This is a genomic window from Nocardia cerradoensis NBRC 101014, assembly GCF_000308535.1.
Lineage (GTDB): Bacteria > Actinomycetota > Actinomycetes > Mycobacteriales > Mycobacteriaceae > Nocardia > Nocardia cerradoensis.
Window position 1 is genome coordinate 101,976 of sequence record NZ_BAFW01000002.1, and the last position, 15,295, is coordinate 117,270.

Sequence of the window (15,295 nt, forward strand, 5' to 3'; positions counted from 1 at the left end):
CACGACTGTAGCGCAGAGCCGATCCCCGCCGGTGGGGGCTCGAGGCTATCCGATGATCAGCGGTGTTCAGAGGTACTGACCGCCGCCGGTGACCGATCCGCCCTGCCCGCCCTCGCGCGGCATGTGCGCACCCGGCGGGAGGGCGTGCCGCATCTGCTCGAGCTGCGCGCGGGCCGCCATCTGCTGGGCGAACAACGCGGTCTGGATACCGTGGAACAGGCCCTCCAGCCAGCCGACCAGCTGGGCCTGGGCGATCCGCAGTTCCGCGTCGGAAGGCACGGAATCCTCGCCGAACGGCAGGGCGAGCCGCTCGAGTTCGTCGCGCAACTCCGGGGAGAGTCCCTGCTCGAGCTCGTGCACCGAGGTCTTGTGGATCTCCTTGAGCCGGTTACGGCTGGCCTCGTCCAGCGGAGCCGCGCGCACCTCCTCGAGCAGCTGCTTGATCATGGTGCCGATCCGCATCACCTTCGCCGGCTGCTCGACCATATCGGCGAGCGACTCCTCGCCGCCGGCGGTCTGCGCGCCCTCGGCGTCGGTGTCGCCTTCGCCGACCACCTGCCCGGCGAACGGCGCCTCACCTTGGGCGCCGGCCGGAATGACCAGCGGGCGCCCCTCGGGTCCGATCACCACGATGGAATCCGGTGCTCCGTCCGATTGCGTCATGGCATCCATGATGTCTGCTTCCCGCGCCGAGCGCTAAGTGAACGACGCATCGCCCGGTGAGGGCCCGGTGCCGGAACGGGGTACGCGGTCCGATTTCGGGCGGAAGTATTCTGTTGCGGTTCTGTCCGCCTCGTGTGTGGTTCGGTTTGTGAAAGTCGGTTGCCATGTCGCGTGATATCGCATTGGGTCGGCGCACGGTTCCGCCGACTTGCCCGCTGCCCTTAGAGTGGCGAGCATGACTTACGACGTCGCGAGGGTTCGGGGGTTGATACCGTCCCTGGGCGACGGCTGGATCCATCTGGACCCCCAAGCAGGGATGCTGGTCCCGGATTCGGTATCGCGCGCCGTATCAACCGGTTTCCGGACCTCTGCTTTTTCGCACACCAATCGTCATGCCGCCGCACGCCGCAGCGGCGCGATTCTCGACGCGGCCCGGGAGGCGGTCGCCGATCTCGTCGGTGGCGACCCGGCAGGCGTCGTACTCGGTCCGGATCGGGCGGTGCTGCTGGCCTGGCTGGCCGAATCGCTGAGTTCCCGGCTGGGCCTCGGCACCGGTATCGTGCTCTCCCGCCTGGACGACGAGGCGAATGTGGCCCCGTGGCTGCGCATCGCCAACCGCTACGGCGCCCACGTGCGCTGGGCCGAGGTGGAGATCGAAACCTGCGAGATGCCGGCCTGGCAGTTCGAGGAACTGATCGGCCCGACCGCGCGCCTGGTCGCGGTCACCGCCGCCTCGCCGATCGTCGGCTCCGCGCCCGCCGTCCGGGTCGCCGCCGACCGGGTGCACGAGGTGGGCGGACTGCTGGTCGCCGACTGCTTCGGCGCGGCGCCCTACGCCCTGATCGACATCGACGAACTCAATGCCGACGTCGTCGCGCTCTCCGCTCCGGCCTGGGGTGGCCCGCAGATCGGGGCGCTGGTGTTCCGCGATCCGGCATTCCTGGATCGCATCCCCTCGATGTCGCTGAATCCCTACGCCAAGGGCGCCGAGCGGCTCGAGGTCGGCGGACACCAGTACGCGCTGCTCGCGGGGCTGACCACCTCCATCGACTACCTCGCCGGACTGGACGAACAGGCCACCGGCAGCCGCCGCGAGCGGCTGGAGGTGTCGATCACCTCGCTGCAGGACTATCACGACCAGCTGTTCGAGAATCTGATGGAGGTGCTCGACGCCGTCCCGGATCTGACCGTGATCGGCCGCGCCTCCACCCGCATCCCGACGGTCAGTTTCACCATCGCGGGAATGCAGGCGGAGAAGATCTCCGCCGAACTCGCCGACCACCGCATCGGCACCGTCAGCGGCGCGCACGGCGGCAGCCGGCTGCTCGACGCCCTGGGCGTCAACGACGAGGGCGGCGCCGTCACCCTCGGATTGGCGCCCTACACAACGAAATTCGAGATCGAACAGCTGGGCCGGGCGCTGAACTCGCTGGAGAAGTAGCTCACGGCGGGCGTGCCCTTCACGCCTCGTCGATGCGCAGTACCACCTTGCCGACGGTCTCGGCCGAATCGAGCAGTTCGTGGGCGTGCGCCGCCTCCGTGACCGGGACTTCGGCATGGACCACCGGCACCACCGCGCCCTCCGCGATCAGCGGCCACAGATGCCGCCGCAGTTCCGCGATGATCTCGGCCTTACTCGACTTCCCGGTCGCCGGCCGCTTGCGCAGATTGGTGGCATGGATGGTGCCGCGCTTACCGAGCAGCTCCGCCAGATTCAGCTCGCCGGTCACCCCGCCCTGCATGCCGATCACACACAGTTGCCCGTCCTCGGCGAGTGCGGAAACGTTGCGCGGCAGGTATTTCGCGCCCATATTGTCGAGAATGATGTCGGCGCCACCCGATTCGCCGAGTACTTCGACGAAATCCTGTTCCCGATAATTGATTCCGATGCTCGCGCCCAATTCCGCGCAGCGATCCAATTTGTACTGCGAACCGGCGGTCACCGCGACGCGCGCACCGCGATTCACCGCGACCTGAATGGCATGGGTGCCGATTCCGCTCCCGCCGCCGTGGACGAGCAGCAACTGCCCGGCGTGCAATCCGGCCCGCATCACCAGATTCGACCAGACGGTGGCGGCGACCTCCGGAAGTGCCGCTGCCGCAGCCAGATCCAGCCCCTCGGGCACCGGCAGCACCTGACTCGCGGCGACGACCACGCGCTGGGCATAGCCGCCGCCGGACAGCAGCGCGCACACCCGATCGCCCGGCCGCGGATCCCGCACGCCCGCGCCGACCTCGGCCACGACCCCCGACACCTCGAGGCCCAGAATGTCGCTGGCGCCCGGCGGTGGCGGATAGAAACCCTGACGCTGCAACAGATCCGCGCGATTGACCCCGGCCGCCACCACGTCGATCGCCACCTCGCCCGGACCGGGCGGCGGCAGATCCGGCACCTCCGCCCAGCGGATCACCTCGGGCCCACCGAAACCGTCCAACGTCGCCGCGTACATACCTCGACTCTAGGTGCTCGCCGCGCTGGAACGGGTGCGGCTGTGGGACCGATCCGGGTGATCTTGTCCGCAGGTCTCTGACCAGCCGACATTCCTTCCATTCGGGCCCAATAGAATGGCGCCATGGCTTACGAACCGAGCGGTCCCCCGGCCTCCACGCCGTGGTTGAGCTCGGCACAGCAGCGGGCATGGCGTGCGTTCATGGACGGACATCAGCGGCTGATGGTGGAACTCAACCGCCAGCTCCAGGCCGACAGCGATATGAGCCTGCCCGAATACCGCATCCTCGTGATGCTCTCCGAGGCCCCGGGCGGTTCGTTGCGGATGAGCGATCTCGCCGACGGTGTGCTGTCCTCCCGCAGCCGCCTCACCCATCAGATCCGCCGCATGGAGGACGAGGGCATGGTGCGCCGCACCAGCTGCGAAGAGGACGGCCGCGGCGTCCGCGCCCACCTCACCGAGGAAGGTATGCGCCGCCTCCGCGCCGCCGCCCCCGGCCATGTAGCCGCAGTCCGCCGCACCTTCGTCGACCTCCTCAGTCCCGAAGAACTCACCGCCATCGGCGACGCCTTCGACCGAGTCAACGCCAAAACCGACCCCCGCCGAACCTGATCCGAAGCTCGGCACTCGGCTCGATCAGGGACGTTGGTCCCTTGTTGCTGACTGTTCGCGGGCGCGACCATTAGGGCGCTAGGTCCGGGACCGGGCTTTCCGGTTCTCCTTCGAAGGGGCACGTCGAAAGGTTCGAACCATGCACAGGAAGTCAGCGAAAGCTCTCGCAACCACCGCGATCATCTTGTCGCTCGGCGCCGTGGCGGCGCCCATCGCCTCCGCCGACAGCGCTTCCGATACCACGGCGAAACCGATCGCCATCTGCATCACCATCCCGCTGCCGGGGTCCGCGGATTGGGTGTGGTGCTTCTGAACCTCGGCCCCGGCCGTGCGAATCGAGACGGAAACGATGGTGGCGCCGACCGATCCGCCGGTCGGCGTCATCGTCATGGTTGCGGTGGCCGTGAAGCGGTGTCGGCTAGAGACGCACCGCGGTGCGGACGAGGTCGGCGACGGCTCTGGATTTGCTGTGTGGTGGCCAGGCGATGACGGTCGTGACCGCCGGTGCGTCCGGCACGGGCACGATCGCGTGACCGCAGCGTAGGTGGGTTCGAACCGACTCGGGCATGACCGCGCAGGTTCGCCCGAGCGCGATCAGCTGGGCCAGTTGGGTGTGGTCGCGAACCTGCGGACCGGGGCCGTCGGGATAGCTCCCGTCCGATCGGGGCCAGCGCGGCAGGGGCAGATCCGTCAGGGCGGAGACCTCGGCCGACGATATGTGGGCCCGGGAGGCGAGGGGGTGGCCCGCGGGCAGGACCAGAACCTGCTGTTCGGTGTGCAGATCCTCGGTGTCGAATCCGGCGGTCGTGTCGAAGGGCCGGTGGAGCAGGGCGACGTCGGCACGCCCGTCGCGCAGCAGTCCCTCCTGTTCGCCGGGCCCGCACAGGATCACCTCGACGGGGACAGCGCCCGGTTCGGCAGCATAGGCGTCCAGCAGTTTCGACAGCAGTTCGCTGGACGCTCCCGCCTTCGTGGCAAGCACCATCCCGGGCCGATGGGCCGCGGCGCGGCGGGTGCGACGCTCCGCGGCTTCGACCGCGGCAAGCGCGGCGTGGGCCTCCCGCAGCAGTACCGACCCGGCCTCGGTCAGGGCGATCGAGCGAGTGGTGCGGTGCAGCAGAACTACACCGAGCCGCCGTTCGAGCTGTCGGATCGCCCGTGAAAGCGGTGGTTGCGCCATCGCGAGTCGCTCTGCCGCCCGCCCGAAATGCAATTCCTCGGCGACGGCGACGAAGTACCGCAACTCCCGCGTCTCCACCGTGCCATCGTATCCGGCGCTGACCGCTACCAATACCCGTGCGGTATGAATGGCCACCCAGCCGGTGTTGGACGCATCACCCGGGACCGAACCAGGATCGACGGTATGAGTGAACGGACGATCGCGCTGGTGACCGGCGCGAACAAGGGAATCGGATACGAGATCGCGGCGGGCCTGGGTGCCCTCGGCTGGCGAATCGGCGTGGGCGCGCGCGATGAGCTACGCCGCGACACCGCGGTGGAGAAATTGCGCGCGGCCGGGATCGACGCCTTCGGCGTTCCGCTCGACGTGACCGACGACGCGAGCGTGGCCGCCGCGGCCGAGTTGATCGCCGACCATGCCGGAGGGCTCGACGTCCTGGTCAACAACGCCGCGATCACCGGCGGCCTGCCGCAGACACCCACCACGGTCGATCCCGCGACCGTGCGAGAAGCCGTGGAAACCAACGTGATCGGAGTCATCCGCGTCACCAACGCGATGCTGCCGATGCTGCGCGCTTCGGCGGCACCGAGAATCGTGAACATGTCCAGCAGCGTCGGCTCTCTCACGCTGCAGACCACCCCCGGCACCGACACCGGCCCGATTTCCGCCGCGTACGCGGCCTCGAAGACCTTCCTGAACGCGGTCACCATCCAGTACGTCAAGGAACTGGCCGACACCGACATCCTGATCAACGCCGGCTGCCCCGGCTTCACCGCCACGGACCTGAACGGCTTCCGCGGCGTCCGAACCCCCCAACAGGGCGCGGCGATCGCGATCCACCTCGCCACCCTGCCCGACGACGGACCGACCGGCGGATTCTTCTCCGACGCCGGACCAGTCCCCTGGTGACGCACCCTTCACCTGCGGTGGGTGTGGGATTTGAACCCACGGTGGCGTGAACCACGACGGTTTTCAAGACCGTTCCCTTAGGCCGCTCGGGCAACCCACCTCGTTCCGGGCGGGCCGGAACGGTGTCTCAGCCTACTGGCGTGGGTGCGGGGATGCCGAATCGGTCCGGCGGGCTGTGGACGACTCGCCGGAGATCGGACTGTCGTGTGTTTCGACGCCTCGCGCGACCTCTGGCAGGATGACGGCCATGGTTCGTCGCCGGATACGGCGTCGGCTGTCCGGCGCTGCCATCGCCGCACTCCTGATGAGTGGGGCGATCTGGGGAGCGCCGTCGATTGCCGCCGCGCCCGCGCCCCCGGCCGATTCCGGTTCCGCCGAGGGGCCGCCTCCGGCGCTGGACGATCCCCGTCCGGCCACCGCGTCGATCGACCGCATCGAACCGATCAACGATCGCTGGCTGCGGGTGTTCGTGGACTCCCCGGCGATGGGGCGCACGGTGCAGGTGCAGGTGCTGCTGCCGGCGGACCGCAGCCATCCGCGCCCGACCCTGTATCTGCTCGACGGGCGCAGCGCGAGCAACGAGTACAACAACTGGACCGAGCGCGGTGGTGCGGTGCAGTTCTTCGCCGACAAGAACGTCAACGTCGTCCTCACGATCGGCGGTCCGGCGGGGTACTACACGGATTGGCAGCATCCGGATCCCGTGCTCGGCACCAACAAGTGGGAGACCTTCCTCACCCGCGAACTTCCGCCGTTGATCGATGCGACATTCGAGGGCAACGGCCGCGATGCGGTGGAAGGCGTCTCGATGGGCGCGGAGGCGGCGATGATGCTGGCGATGCGCGAACCGCAGGCGTATGTGGCGGTCGCCGCCCACAGTGGTTGCTACGCAATGGGTTCCGATTTCGGGCAGGCGCAGGCGCGGGCGGTGGTCCGCACCTACGGCGGCGAGCCGGACAACATGTTCGGCAAACAGGAGGATCCCGATTGGCTCGCCCACGACGTGATGATGCACGCCGACACCCTGCGCGGTAAGGCGATCTTCCTGTCCGCCGGTTCCGGTGTGCCGGGGCCCTACGACGTTCCGGGTAATCCGGAAGCGGTGTCATCGATCGGATTCGGCGGCCCGCTCGAGGCGGGCTCCAACGCCTGCACCATGGCTCTCGCGGATCGGCTGGAGCGCATGCAGATCCCAGCCGAGGTCGATCTGCGCCCGGTGGGGACGCATTCCTGGCCGTACTGGAAGGACGAGCTGCCGCGGGCCTGGCCGACGCTGGCGGCAGCCCTCGGCGTGCACTGACCGCCGCGCGGAATCAGCCGGCGAAGCGCGCGACGGTGTCCGGTGCGGTGGCGAATTCCAGGAACCGATCGTTCTCGTGCGGATCGCCCGCGGTGATCCGCACGCCGTCGGTACCGTAGGGCCGCACCAGGACTCCGGCTTCGGCACTGGCCGCGCCGAACTCCGTGCTGTGCTCGCCCAGCGGCAGCCAGACGAAGTTGGCCTGGGAGGGCGGCACCCGGTATCCGGCCGCCAGCAGTGCGTCGCGCATGCGTTCCCGTTCGGCCACCACCTGATCGGTGCGGTCGAGCAGTTCGTGCCGCGCCTGCAGACACGCCATGGCCGCGGCCTGTGCGAGCCGATTCACGCTGAACGGGATGTGCACCTTCATCAGTGCGGTGATCAGTTCCGGGTCGCCCACGGCGTAACCGACACGCAGGCCCGCGAGCCCGTATGCCTTCGAAAAGGTCCGCAGCACAACGACATTCGAGCGGCCGCGGCCGATCTCCACACCGTCGGCCCGGTCGTCGGCGGGCAGGCGCAGATACTCGAAGTACGCCTCGTCGAGCACCACCAGCACGTCCTCGGGGATCGCGTCGAGGAAACGGGTCAGTTCGGCGCGGCCGTACGCCGTTCCGGTGGGGTTGTTCGGATTGCAGACGAAGACGAGCCGGGTGCGCTCGGTGACCGCGGCCGCCATCGCATCCAGATCGTGTGCGAATGCGTCGTTCAGCGGCACCGGCACGGCCGTCGCGTTGCCGACCTGCGTGACGATCGGATACGCCTCGAACGAGCGCCAGGCGAACACCACCTCGTCGGCGGGGGAGGCGCACGTGATCTGCACCAGTTCCTGGCACAGGGCGACACTGCCGCAGCCGATCGCGACGTTCTCGACCGCGACGTCGTGGAACTCGGCGAGGGCTGCTCGAAGTTCGCCCGAGGAGTTGTCCGGATACCGGTTGATGAGTTCGGCCGCCTCGGCGATCACCTTGGCGACACTCGGCAGCGGGCCCTGGGTGGTTTCGTTGCTGGCCAGTTTCACGGCGCCCGGATGGCTGCGACCCGGAGCGTAAGCCGGAATGGACTCCAGGTCCGGACGAATACGAGCACTCACCCCCACACCTTAATTCCTCGCACGTCGCGGCGGCTCGGCGCGGTTGTCTCGGAGGTCCCGCCGGTCCGCCGGCAAGCCCGAACCGGCTGGGCGGTATGTCGGAAATTTTTTCGAGGAATGGGTACTTCCGTGCAACTTCTCCCGAATGTGACGGATGCGAACTACCCTGGTTTCATGTCGGGCATCTATCGAGATGAAGCACCATTGCGCGACAGCGGGCAGGTGGTCGACGGCGCTCCGGCCCCGGCGGCCGGAGGTCGGGTGCCCATCACGGTGATCGAGCCGGAGGGCTACGCGCGCGGCGGCATCGTCGTACTCCACGAGTCCCGTCAGTTTGCCGATGTATTGCTGGAAATGATGAAATCGCTGGCCGGTGAGGGCTGGATCATGGTGGCGCCCAATCTGTTCCACCGTTTCCCCCGGCCGGAGGGGCGCGGTGAAGGCGCCGGGTCGGTCAATGATCGCGATCTCGCCGCCGTCGGCGCGCGGGTTTCCGACGGGCCGGGTGCGGTCGCCACGGCGGTAGCGGGCGGCGGCGAGGTCGAGCAGGTGTTCGGCGCGGATCTGTTCGCCGACTTCGACGCCTGCTTCGACTGGCTGGTCGGCCGGGGAGTCTTCCCCGACACCGTGGGCGTGCTGGGCTTCGACAACGCCGGCACCGCCGCACTGCTGGTCGCCACCGACCGGCCCATCGGTGCGGCGGTGAGCGTCGCGGCACCCGGCATCGTGGAGCCGCTGACCGCGGAGGCGCCTGCGCTGGTCGACGCAGCACCGCAGCTGCAGGCCCCCTGGCTCGGCCTCTACGGCAACGACGATCCGGTCAATCCGGCCGCCCATGTGGAGCGCCTGCGTGATGCGGCGGCCCGGGCTTCGGTGGCCACGCTCGTCGTGAGCTATCCCGGCCTGCATCACCGCCCGGACCATCCCGGATTCGACATGGCCGACTTCGAGCAACTGCCCGAGGACGAGAAGCGCCTGCTGATCGACGCACAGACCAGAATCTTCGATTGGTTCGACAGTCACCTACGTTGACCAGCCGTTTTGCGTCCTGACCGGTTGCTCTGTACTCTTGCCTCTCGGCGGTTCGAAAGGACCGGCGCCCTCGAAAGAAGGCTCCAGGAGGCGTGCCAGAGCGGCCGAATGGGACTCACTGCTAATGAGTTGTCCCTTCACGGGGACCGGAGGTTCAAATCCTCTCGCCTCCGCCACGCCCGGGAAACCGGGCACACAACTGAACAGGACCTGCGCCCGTAGCTCAACGGATAGAGCATCTGACTACGGATCAGAAGGTTGGGAGTTCGAGTCTCTCCGGGCGCGCAGAAAGAAGGCCCCGTCGCATTGCGGCGGGGCCTTCTTCGTGTTCCATCGGGGGAGCCGGTTAACCTGGCCGGGTGGAGGATCGGGCGGCCGGGTGGGAGATCGTGCGCCCGCGCCGGCTCGCGGACGGGCTTTCGATGCTCGGGTATCGCGATCGGGCCGATGCTGGGTTGGAGCTTCGGGTGGCGGTGATTCCGGCGGTGACCGTGGCGGTTGATTTCGGTGGGGGTGGGCTGGTTGTGGAGACGACCGAGGCCAGTCGGGCGAGTGGGGGGATGGTGGCGGGGTTTGCCGGGGGGCTGACGGGGATTCGGGCTGAGCGGGCGGCGTGTGTGGAGGTGCGGATGTCGCCGCTGCGGGCGTATTCGGTGCTGGGGGTGGGGCCGGGGGAGTTGGGGGCTGCTGTGGGGTTGGACGAGGTGTGGGGGGCGGCGGCGGAGCGGTTGCGGGGACGGCTGGCGGAGGCGGTGGAGTGGGAGGAGCGCTTTGTGCTCATGAGAGCGTTTCTGGCGCAACGGTTCCGGCCCGATCGCACGCCGGATCCGGAAGTGGTGGCCGGGTGGAATCACATCGTGACGAGCCGCGGTCATGTCAGGATCGCCGATGTGGCCGAATCGTGCGGCTGGAGTCGCAAACGGTTGTGGACGAGGTTCGAATCGCAGATCGGGCTCACTCCCAAGCGGGCCGCGATGCTGGTGCGGTTCCGGCATGCGGTCGAGGGGCTGGTGGCGGGCCGGCGGGCCGCCGATGTCGCGGTGTCCTGCGGGTACAGCGATCAGGCGCACATGTCCCGGGAGATCGCGAGTTTCGCCGGTCGCACGCCGGGCGCGTTGGCACGCGAGACGCACACCCCGATCGGGCAGCACCGCTACCGAGCCTGGGGAACATTTTTTCAAGACCCGGCGGGGGTGGCCGGCCGAGAGTGAGGGCCCGAACGAGAAAGGGCCGGCCATGGCGGACGACGATCTTCACGACTTCGAACACGCGACCTTCACCCATGAGGGCAAGTCCCGCACGATCTTTCGGCAGGGCAACGGGCCCGCCGTGATCGTCATGGCGGAATTTCCCGGCATCTCGCCGGATGTCTTCGACTTCGCCCGGCGGGTGGCGCGCATCGGTTGCACCGCGGTGGTGCCGCATCTGTACGGGAACCCGGGGCGCGACCCGGATCCCGCCGCGCACGGCACGCTCGCCGCGGTGGCGAATATCGCCGGTCAGTTCGGGCCGATCTGTGTCAGCCGGGAGTTCGTGGTGCTGGCGACGGGGCGCACCTCACCGGTGGTGCAGTGGTTGCGGGCGCTGGCCGAGGCCGAGCATCGGCGGTGCGGCGGTCCCGGAGTCGGCGCCGTCGGGATGTGCTTCACCGGGGGATTCGCGCTGGGGATGGCTGTGGACGATCGGCTGGTCGCACCGGTGCTCTCGCAGCCGGGTCTGCCGCTGGGTTTCACCGCGCGGCAGAAGAGCTCGATCGATGTCTCGCCCGACGATCTCGACCGCGTCAAACAGCGGTGTGCCGCAGGGCTTTCCGTGATGGGCCTGCGCTTCCGCGGTGACCGTCGTTCCCCGGCCGAGCGTTTCGACTTCCTGCGCGCGCAGCTCGGCGACGCGTTCATCGCCATCGAACTCGACGACGCCGCGGCCAACCCGGACGGTGTGCTGAGCGCGCATTCGGTGCTCACCGAACATCTCATCGACGAACCGGGCGAACCGACTCAGGCCGCGTTGCACCGCGTGCTGGATTTCCTCGCCGAGCGGCTCGAGGTTCCAGGGCGCGTGAACCGGTGAATCCGGTGCCTCACAACCACGCGGGCAGATTCGGCAGATATCCGGTGAGCCCTACGCCGTCGCTGCGGCCGATCAACCATGCCAGCAACTCCGCTGCGGGCCCGGAAATGGTGTCGGAAGGGTCGGGGCCCACCTTGGCGGAGAAATCGGTGTCGGTGGCGACGAGGGTGAAGCTCGGCGGCGGTGGCCGATCCGGGTCGGAGGTCATCGGCTTGGCGTCGGCGGGGCGGTGGGCGGAGACCGCGTGGTCGAATCCGGCGGACACCTCCGGCAGCATCCGGGCCACGAAGGCGGCCGGCCAGTCCGCGGGCCGGTAGCCGATGTTCAGGTCGACGCGGTGAATCTCGATCTCGCGCAGGCGCAACCACGGCACCACCGCGGCGGCCAGTTCCTTACCCGTGCGCGCCCGCACCCGGTACTGCCAGCGTTCCGGCGGCATGGCCCGGGCCAGGCCGAGAAAGCGATCCGCGGACGCGCGCAGGTCGCTCAGCTGCTCGGCGAGCGGGCGCGGCGCACCGGCCTCGATATCGGAGTCGCGCAGCAATTGGCTTGCGTACTGCGGGGTTTCGATGCCGGTGCGGGCCCACAGCAGCAGATTCACCAGTCCGTCGGCATTGCGGGCCAGGTGGGCCAGCAGATGGCCACGAGTCCAGCCCGGCAGCAGTGACGGTTCGGCGATATCGCTGTCGTGCAACGCTTCCACCGCGCCGACCAGGGACTCGGTCGCCGCGTGCACGGCTTCGAGCAGGTCGACGGGAACGGATGATTCCGGCGCTTCGCTGGTCACCCGGGTGACCCTACCCAGCGCTGGGAACGCCCGCTGGGCGAACTCGATTGCCGTCGGATAACTGTTCAGGTTCCCGACAGCTGATCGTCGACTCGGCAGGATAGGTATCACCGGTGGGAACCAGTCATCTGCTCCGATTCGCCCTCGCCGGCGCCGTGCTCTGCGCGGCCGCCGCCTGTTCGTCCGGCGGTGGCGAACCGCAATGGCACACCGACCGGGACCGGCCGCTCGTCGTATCGCTCGACGACCTGTCCGCCCGCACGGGCGGCGGCGCGGCCGTCGCCTTCGGCACACCGGCGCACGGCCGCCTCGACCGCACCGCCGACGGTTCCGTGCGCTACACGCCGGAGCCCGGATACCAGGGCGACGACACCTTCACGGTGACCACCTCCGATGCGGTGCACCTCTACACCACCGATATCGCGCCGCTCGGCGACTTCGGCGGCACGACGGTGCAGGGCAGCGGATTCGGGTCCGCGTGGACACCGGTGCCGGGTTCGGCCGGCGAGTTCTACGGGCTCACCGACCGCGGCCCGAACGTCGACGGGCCCGGCAAGAACGAAAAGCTCGTTCCCATACCGAATTTCGTGCCGAAGATCGGCAAATTCCGGCTGACCGGAACGCGCGCGGTACTGGAATCCACCATCGACCTGAAGAACCGTGCGGGCGTCGGCTTCAACGGACTGGTCGACACCGCCGCGTCGACCGGGGAGACCATGCGTGATCTGGACGGTCACACCTTGCCGCCCATCGACCACGGCCTGGATCCGGAGGGTCTGGTCGCCCTCCCCGACGGCACCTTCTGGGTCTCGGACGAATACGGTCCGTTCCTCGTGCACTTCGACGCGTCCGGCACCGAAATCGAGCGTCTCGCACCGGGTTCCGGCCTGCCCGGGGAACTGACGATGCGAACGCCGAATCAGGGAATGGAAGGCCTGACCGTCACACCGGACGGCCGGCGATTGGTCGGTGTGATTCAAAGTGGTTTGCAGACACCGGGTTCGGAATCCGCACGGGAAGTGCCGATGACCCGGATCGTCACCGTGGATCTGCAGACCCGCGCCGTCGCCGAATTCGTCTATCCGCTCGAGGATCCGAAACGGAAACTCGCCGTCTCCGAAATCACCGGGCTCGACGACCACACCTTTCTCGTGGACGAACGTGACGGTGAACTCGCGCCGAAGGCGAACAAGAAACTGTGGACGATCGATCTGAACGGCGCCACCGATATCGGACCCCGAGCGAATGTGCCCGGCACTCGATACGACCCGAATCTCGGGCTGCTCGTCGGTGACACACCGTTGGAAACCTATGTCGGCAAGGTATCGACCGCCGACGGGATCGCCGCGCTCGGCAAGGCCGGTATCACCCCGGTCGCGAAGAAATCGAACCTGGACCTCGCCGGATTGGTCGCGGGACTGAATCCGGCCGGCGCATTCTTCGGCCACGACAAAGTCGAAGGCCTCGCCACCACCGACGGCGGCCGGACGCTGTACATCTCCGACGACAGCGATTTCGGTCTGGCCGGAAGCACCGGCAGCCTGCCGCCCTTCGGCCTGAAACCGAAAATCCTGCCGGACGGCCGCCAGGACACCGGTGAAATCCTGCGGGTCGACACCGGGGCGCTTCCGGCGCGCACCACGACGCACACCGTCACCGTCTCGGTGGGCTGACCGGCATTCTCAGGCTCTACCCAAGTTCCGCACAAAGGCATGCCAGCCGGCGCTGTCACCGTGGGTATATGAACACAGTTGTCGAGGTACTGGTAATGGGCGTCATACTGGCCACCTTCGCGGCCATGGCGATCGCGGGCGCGGTGGCCGAGTCGGCACCCCGTTCGCTGGTCATGCTGGGAAACGAGGAGCCGGAGGCCGTGCGCGCTTCCGCCCGTCGCCGCTGATCGCACGCTGCGCGACCCAGATCTGCACGGCGAGCGCGATCAGCCACAGCGACATGGATCCGACCTGGATGCGCTGGGCGATGCCCAGTGCGTAATTGCCCGGCAGATTGTCGGCGATCAGCATCCAGGCGGTCGCGGCCGAGCCGATGATCAGGATCCACAATCCGGAATGCCGCAGAATCGGCCAGCGCCGATAGCGGAAGGCGGCGACGCTGAAGGCGATCATCGCCACGAATATCGACGTGACGGCCAGCGTGCTGGTCAGCGCGTGAATCTGGTGCAATTGCGGAAACATGCCGCTGTCCGACGGCGGGCACGGTGCCGAGCAGGTGTGCAACGGCCATTGCGCATCGGCGATCGTGGACGCGCCGAAACAGCCCAGCGCGACCCAGCCCACGGTCGACAGACGCCGCCGCGAGAAGACGAACATCGCCGCGACCGCGGAAATCAAGGTGAGGGAACCGGCGATGGTGTCGCCGAGATCGAACACCCAGCGATAAGGGCGGCCCTCGGCATCCAATTCGCTGAGGAACGACCTGATCGGATTCAGATGGATCGGCAGGACGAACTCCATGATCCATGACGAATAGCAGACGCCCGCGACGGCGACGGCGGCCGCGATCAACGAGCGGGCGAGGCGGAACCGCACGCGTACGGGCGCGTGGTCTCGCTCCAGTACGGCGACCGCACCGGATTCGTCCGCCGCACGATCGTGCGGCCCGCTCGGCGTCATTGCCCTCGTTTCACGTCATCGCCCACGTTCGGAATGTGCCGGATTCCCGCTGCAATATTCCCGTCGCAATGTCGGCTGCACTTCCATCATGGTCTATCGCCCCGACAAAGCCGACTGCACTCGATCCGCGGCGGCGGCCGAATTCTCGTGCTCCCAGACCCGCACCACCAGCCAGCCCGCGGCGGTGAGCCGCGCATCGGTATCGCGGTCGCGGGCCACGTTGCCGGCCAATTTCTCCGCCCACCATTCGGCGTTGTTCTTCGGATAGGTGGCGTGTTCGGGGCAGCGGTGCCAGAAACACCCATCCACGTAGACCGCCACCTTGCGGCGGGGAAACACCAGGTCGGCGCGGCGGCGCAGACCCGGAAGCGGTGCGCGGTCCACGAAATAGCGCAGCCCCCGCCGATGTAGTTCGGTGCGCAGCGCGGTCTCCGGGGCGGTACCCGTCCGCCGCTGCCGGGCCATCCGGGCACTGGTCACCGCGTCGGTGACGGGACGGCCGGAACTCATGCACAACCCTTACAGCGTCCACCGGCGGGCAGGTGTTCCCGGGGCCGGATTCGGTG

The 15,295-nt window shown here is 68.2% G+C and carries 16 protein-coding genes and 3 tRNA genes; 10 read left to right on the forward strand and 9 right to left on the reverse strand.

Annotated features, from left to right (window positions below; translation table 11 throughout):
* Positions 1-66: 66 nt before the first annotated feature.
* A complete protein-coding gene (locus ON23_RS00670; RefSeq protein ID WP_039775299.1) occupies positions 67-663 on the reverse strand; it encodes a bacterial proteasome activator family protein in 597 nt (198 codons plus the stop codon).
* A 235-nt stretch (positions 664-898) separates the two neighbouring features.
* On the opposite strand from ON23_RS00670, the gene ON23_RS00675 reads away from it, so the two are divergent.
* On the forward strand, positions 899-2,104 hold the full coding sequence (locus tag ON23_RS00675; RefSeq protein ID WP_036497057.1) for a cysteine desulfurase-like protein: 1,206 nt from the start codon (positions 899-901) through the stop codon (positions 2,102-2,104).
* 19 nt (positions 2,105-2,123) lie between these two features.
* Here ON23_RS00675 and ON23_RS00680 read toward each other — a convergent pair whose 3' ends face one another.
* Complete coding sequence (locus ON23_RS00680; RefSeq protein WP_039775217.1) at positions 2,124-3,113, reverse strand: NAD(P)H-quinone oxidoreductase; 990 nt, start codon at positions 3,111-3,113, stop codon at positions 2,124-2,126.
* A gap of 123 nt (positions 3,114-3,236) precedes the next feature.
* On the opposite strand from ON23_RS00680, the gene ON23_RS00685 reads away from it, so the two are divergent.
* A complete protein-coding gene (locus tag ON23_RS00685) occupies positions 3,237-3,725 on the forward strand; it encodes a MarR family winged helix-turn-helix transcriptional regulator (protein ID WP_039775219.1) in 489 nt (162 codons plus the stop codon).
* Positions 3,726-3,803: 78 nt separating this feature from the next.
* Here the strand turns inward: ON23_RS00685 and ON23_RS00690 are convergent, their stop codons facing one another.
* Positions 3,804-4,109 carry a hypothetical protein gene (locus tag ON23_RS00690; RefSeq protein ID WP_157170127.1) on the reverse strand — a complete coding sequence of 102 codons (306 nt, stop codon included), beginning with the start codon at positions 4,107-4,109 and terminating at the stop codon, positions 3,804-3,806.
* A 34-nt stretch (positions 4,110-4,143) separates the two neighbouring features.
* Entirely contained in the window at positions 4,144-4,983 is an 840-nt protein-coding gene (locus ON23_RS00695) for a LysR family transcriptional regulator (RefSeq protein ID WP_039775300.1), read from the reverse strand.
* Positions 4,984-5,088: 105 nt separating this feature from the next.
* On the opposite strand from ON23_RS00695, the gene ON23_RS00700 reads away from it, so the two are divergent.
* Positions 5,089-5,814, forward strand: coding sequence for an SDR family oxidoreductase (locus ON23_RS00700; protein WP_039775222.1), 726 nt, complete (start codon positions 5,089-5,091; stop codon positions 5,812-5,814).
* A gap of 15 nt (positions 5,815-5,829) precedes the next feature.
* Here ON23_RS00700 and ON23_RS00705 read toward each other — a convergent pair.
* Positions 5,830-5,914: transfer RNA gene (locus tag ON23_RS00705), tRNA-Ser, on the reverse strand.
* Positions 5,915-6,052: 138 nt separating this feature from the next.
* Between ON23_RS00705 and ON23_RS00710 the strand changes: the two genes are divergently transcribed.
* On the forward strand, positions 6,053-7,114 hold the full coding sequence (locus ON23_RS00710) for an alpha/beta hydrolase (protein ID WP_039775224.1): 1,062 nt from the start codon (positions 6,053-6,055) through the stop codon (positions 7,112-7,114).
* 13 nt (positions 7,115-7,127) lie between these two features.
* Here the strand turns inward: ON23_RS00710 and hisC are convergent, their stop codons facing one another.
* Positions 7,128-8,207, reverse strand: coding sequence for a histidinol-phosphate transaminase (hisC, locus tag ON23_RS00715; protein WP_039775302.1), 1,080 nt, complete (start codon positions 8,205-8,207; stop codon positions 7,128-7,130).
* A gap of 174 nt (positions 8,208-8,381) precedes the next feature.
* Here hisC and ON23_RS36620 point away from each other — a divergent pair, with 174 nt between their 5' ends.
* From ON23_RS36620 to ON23_RS00740, 5 genes are all read left to right on the forward strand, one after another.
* The gene (locus tag ON23_RS36620; RefSeq protein ID WP_039775304.1) at positions 8,382-9,239 is read left to right on the forward strand and encodes a dienelactone hydrolase family protein; all 858 of its coding nucleotides are present in this window, start codon (positions 8,382-8,384) and stop codon (positions 9,237-9,239) included.
* 86 nt (positions 9,240-9,325) lie between these two features.
* Positions 9,326-9,415, forward strand: a tRNA-Ser gene (locus ON23_RS00725).
* A gap of 36 nt (positions 9,416-9,451) precedes the next feature.
* Positions 9,452-9,524, forward strand: a tRNA-Arg gene (locus ON23_RS00730).
* A gap of 74 nt (positions 9,525-9,598) precedes the next feature.
* On the forward strand, positions 9,599-10,450 hold the full coding sequence (locus ON23_RS00735) for a helix-turn-helix domain-containing protein (protein ID WP_245555886.1): 852 nt from the start codon (positions 9,599-9,601) through the stop codon (positions 10,448-10,450).
* A gap of 25 nt (positions 10,451-10,475) precedes the next feature.
* A complete protein-coding gene (locus tag ON23_RS00740) occupies positions 10,476-11,309 on the forward strand; it encodes a dienelactone hydrolase family protein (RefSeq protein WP_039775226.1) in 834 nt (277 codons plus the stop codon).
* A gap of 10 nt (positions 11,310-11,319) precedes the next feature.
* Here ON23_RS00740 and ON23_RS00745 read toward each other — a convergent pair whose 3' ends face one another.
* Positions 11,320-12,096: a maleylpyruvate isomerase family mycothiol-dependent enzyme gene (locus ON23_RS00745; protein ID WP_039775228.1), complete on the reverse strand. Its 777-nt coding sequence runs from the start codon at positions 12,094-12,096 to the stop codon at positions 11,320-11,322.
* A gap of 113 nt (positions 12,097-12,209) precedes the next feature.
* Between ON23_RS00745 and ON23_RS00750 the strand changes: the two genes are divergently transcribed.
* Positions 12,210-13,769, forward strand: coding sequence for an esterase-like activity of phytase family protein (locus tag ON23_RS00750; protein ID WP_039775229.1), 1,560 nt, complete (start codon positions 12,210-12,212; stop codon positions 13,767-13,769).
* Between the two features lie 171 nt (positions 13,770-13,940).
* Here ON23_RS00750 and ON23_RS00755 read toward each other — a convergent pair whose 3' ends face one another.
* Together ON23_RS00755 and ON23_RS00760 are read right to left on the reverse strand one after the other, a co-directional pair.
* Positions 13,941-14,729, reverse strand: coding sequence for a DUF998 domain-containing protein (locus ON23_RS00755; RefSeq protein WP_083903597.1), 789 nt, complete (start codon positions 14,727-14,729; stop codon positions 13,941-13,943).
* A 93-nt stretch (positions 14,730-14,822) separates the two neighbouring features.
* The gene (locus ON23_RS00760) at positions 14,823-15,239 is read right to left on the reverse strand and encodes a very short patch repair endonuclease (protein WP_039775230.1); all 417 of its coding nucleotides are present in this window, start codon (positions 15,237-15,239) and stop codon (positions 14,823-14,825) included.
* Positions 15,240-15,295 lie beyond the last annotated feature (56 nt).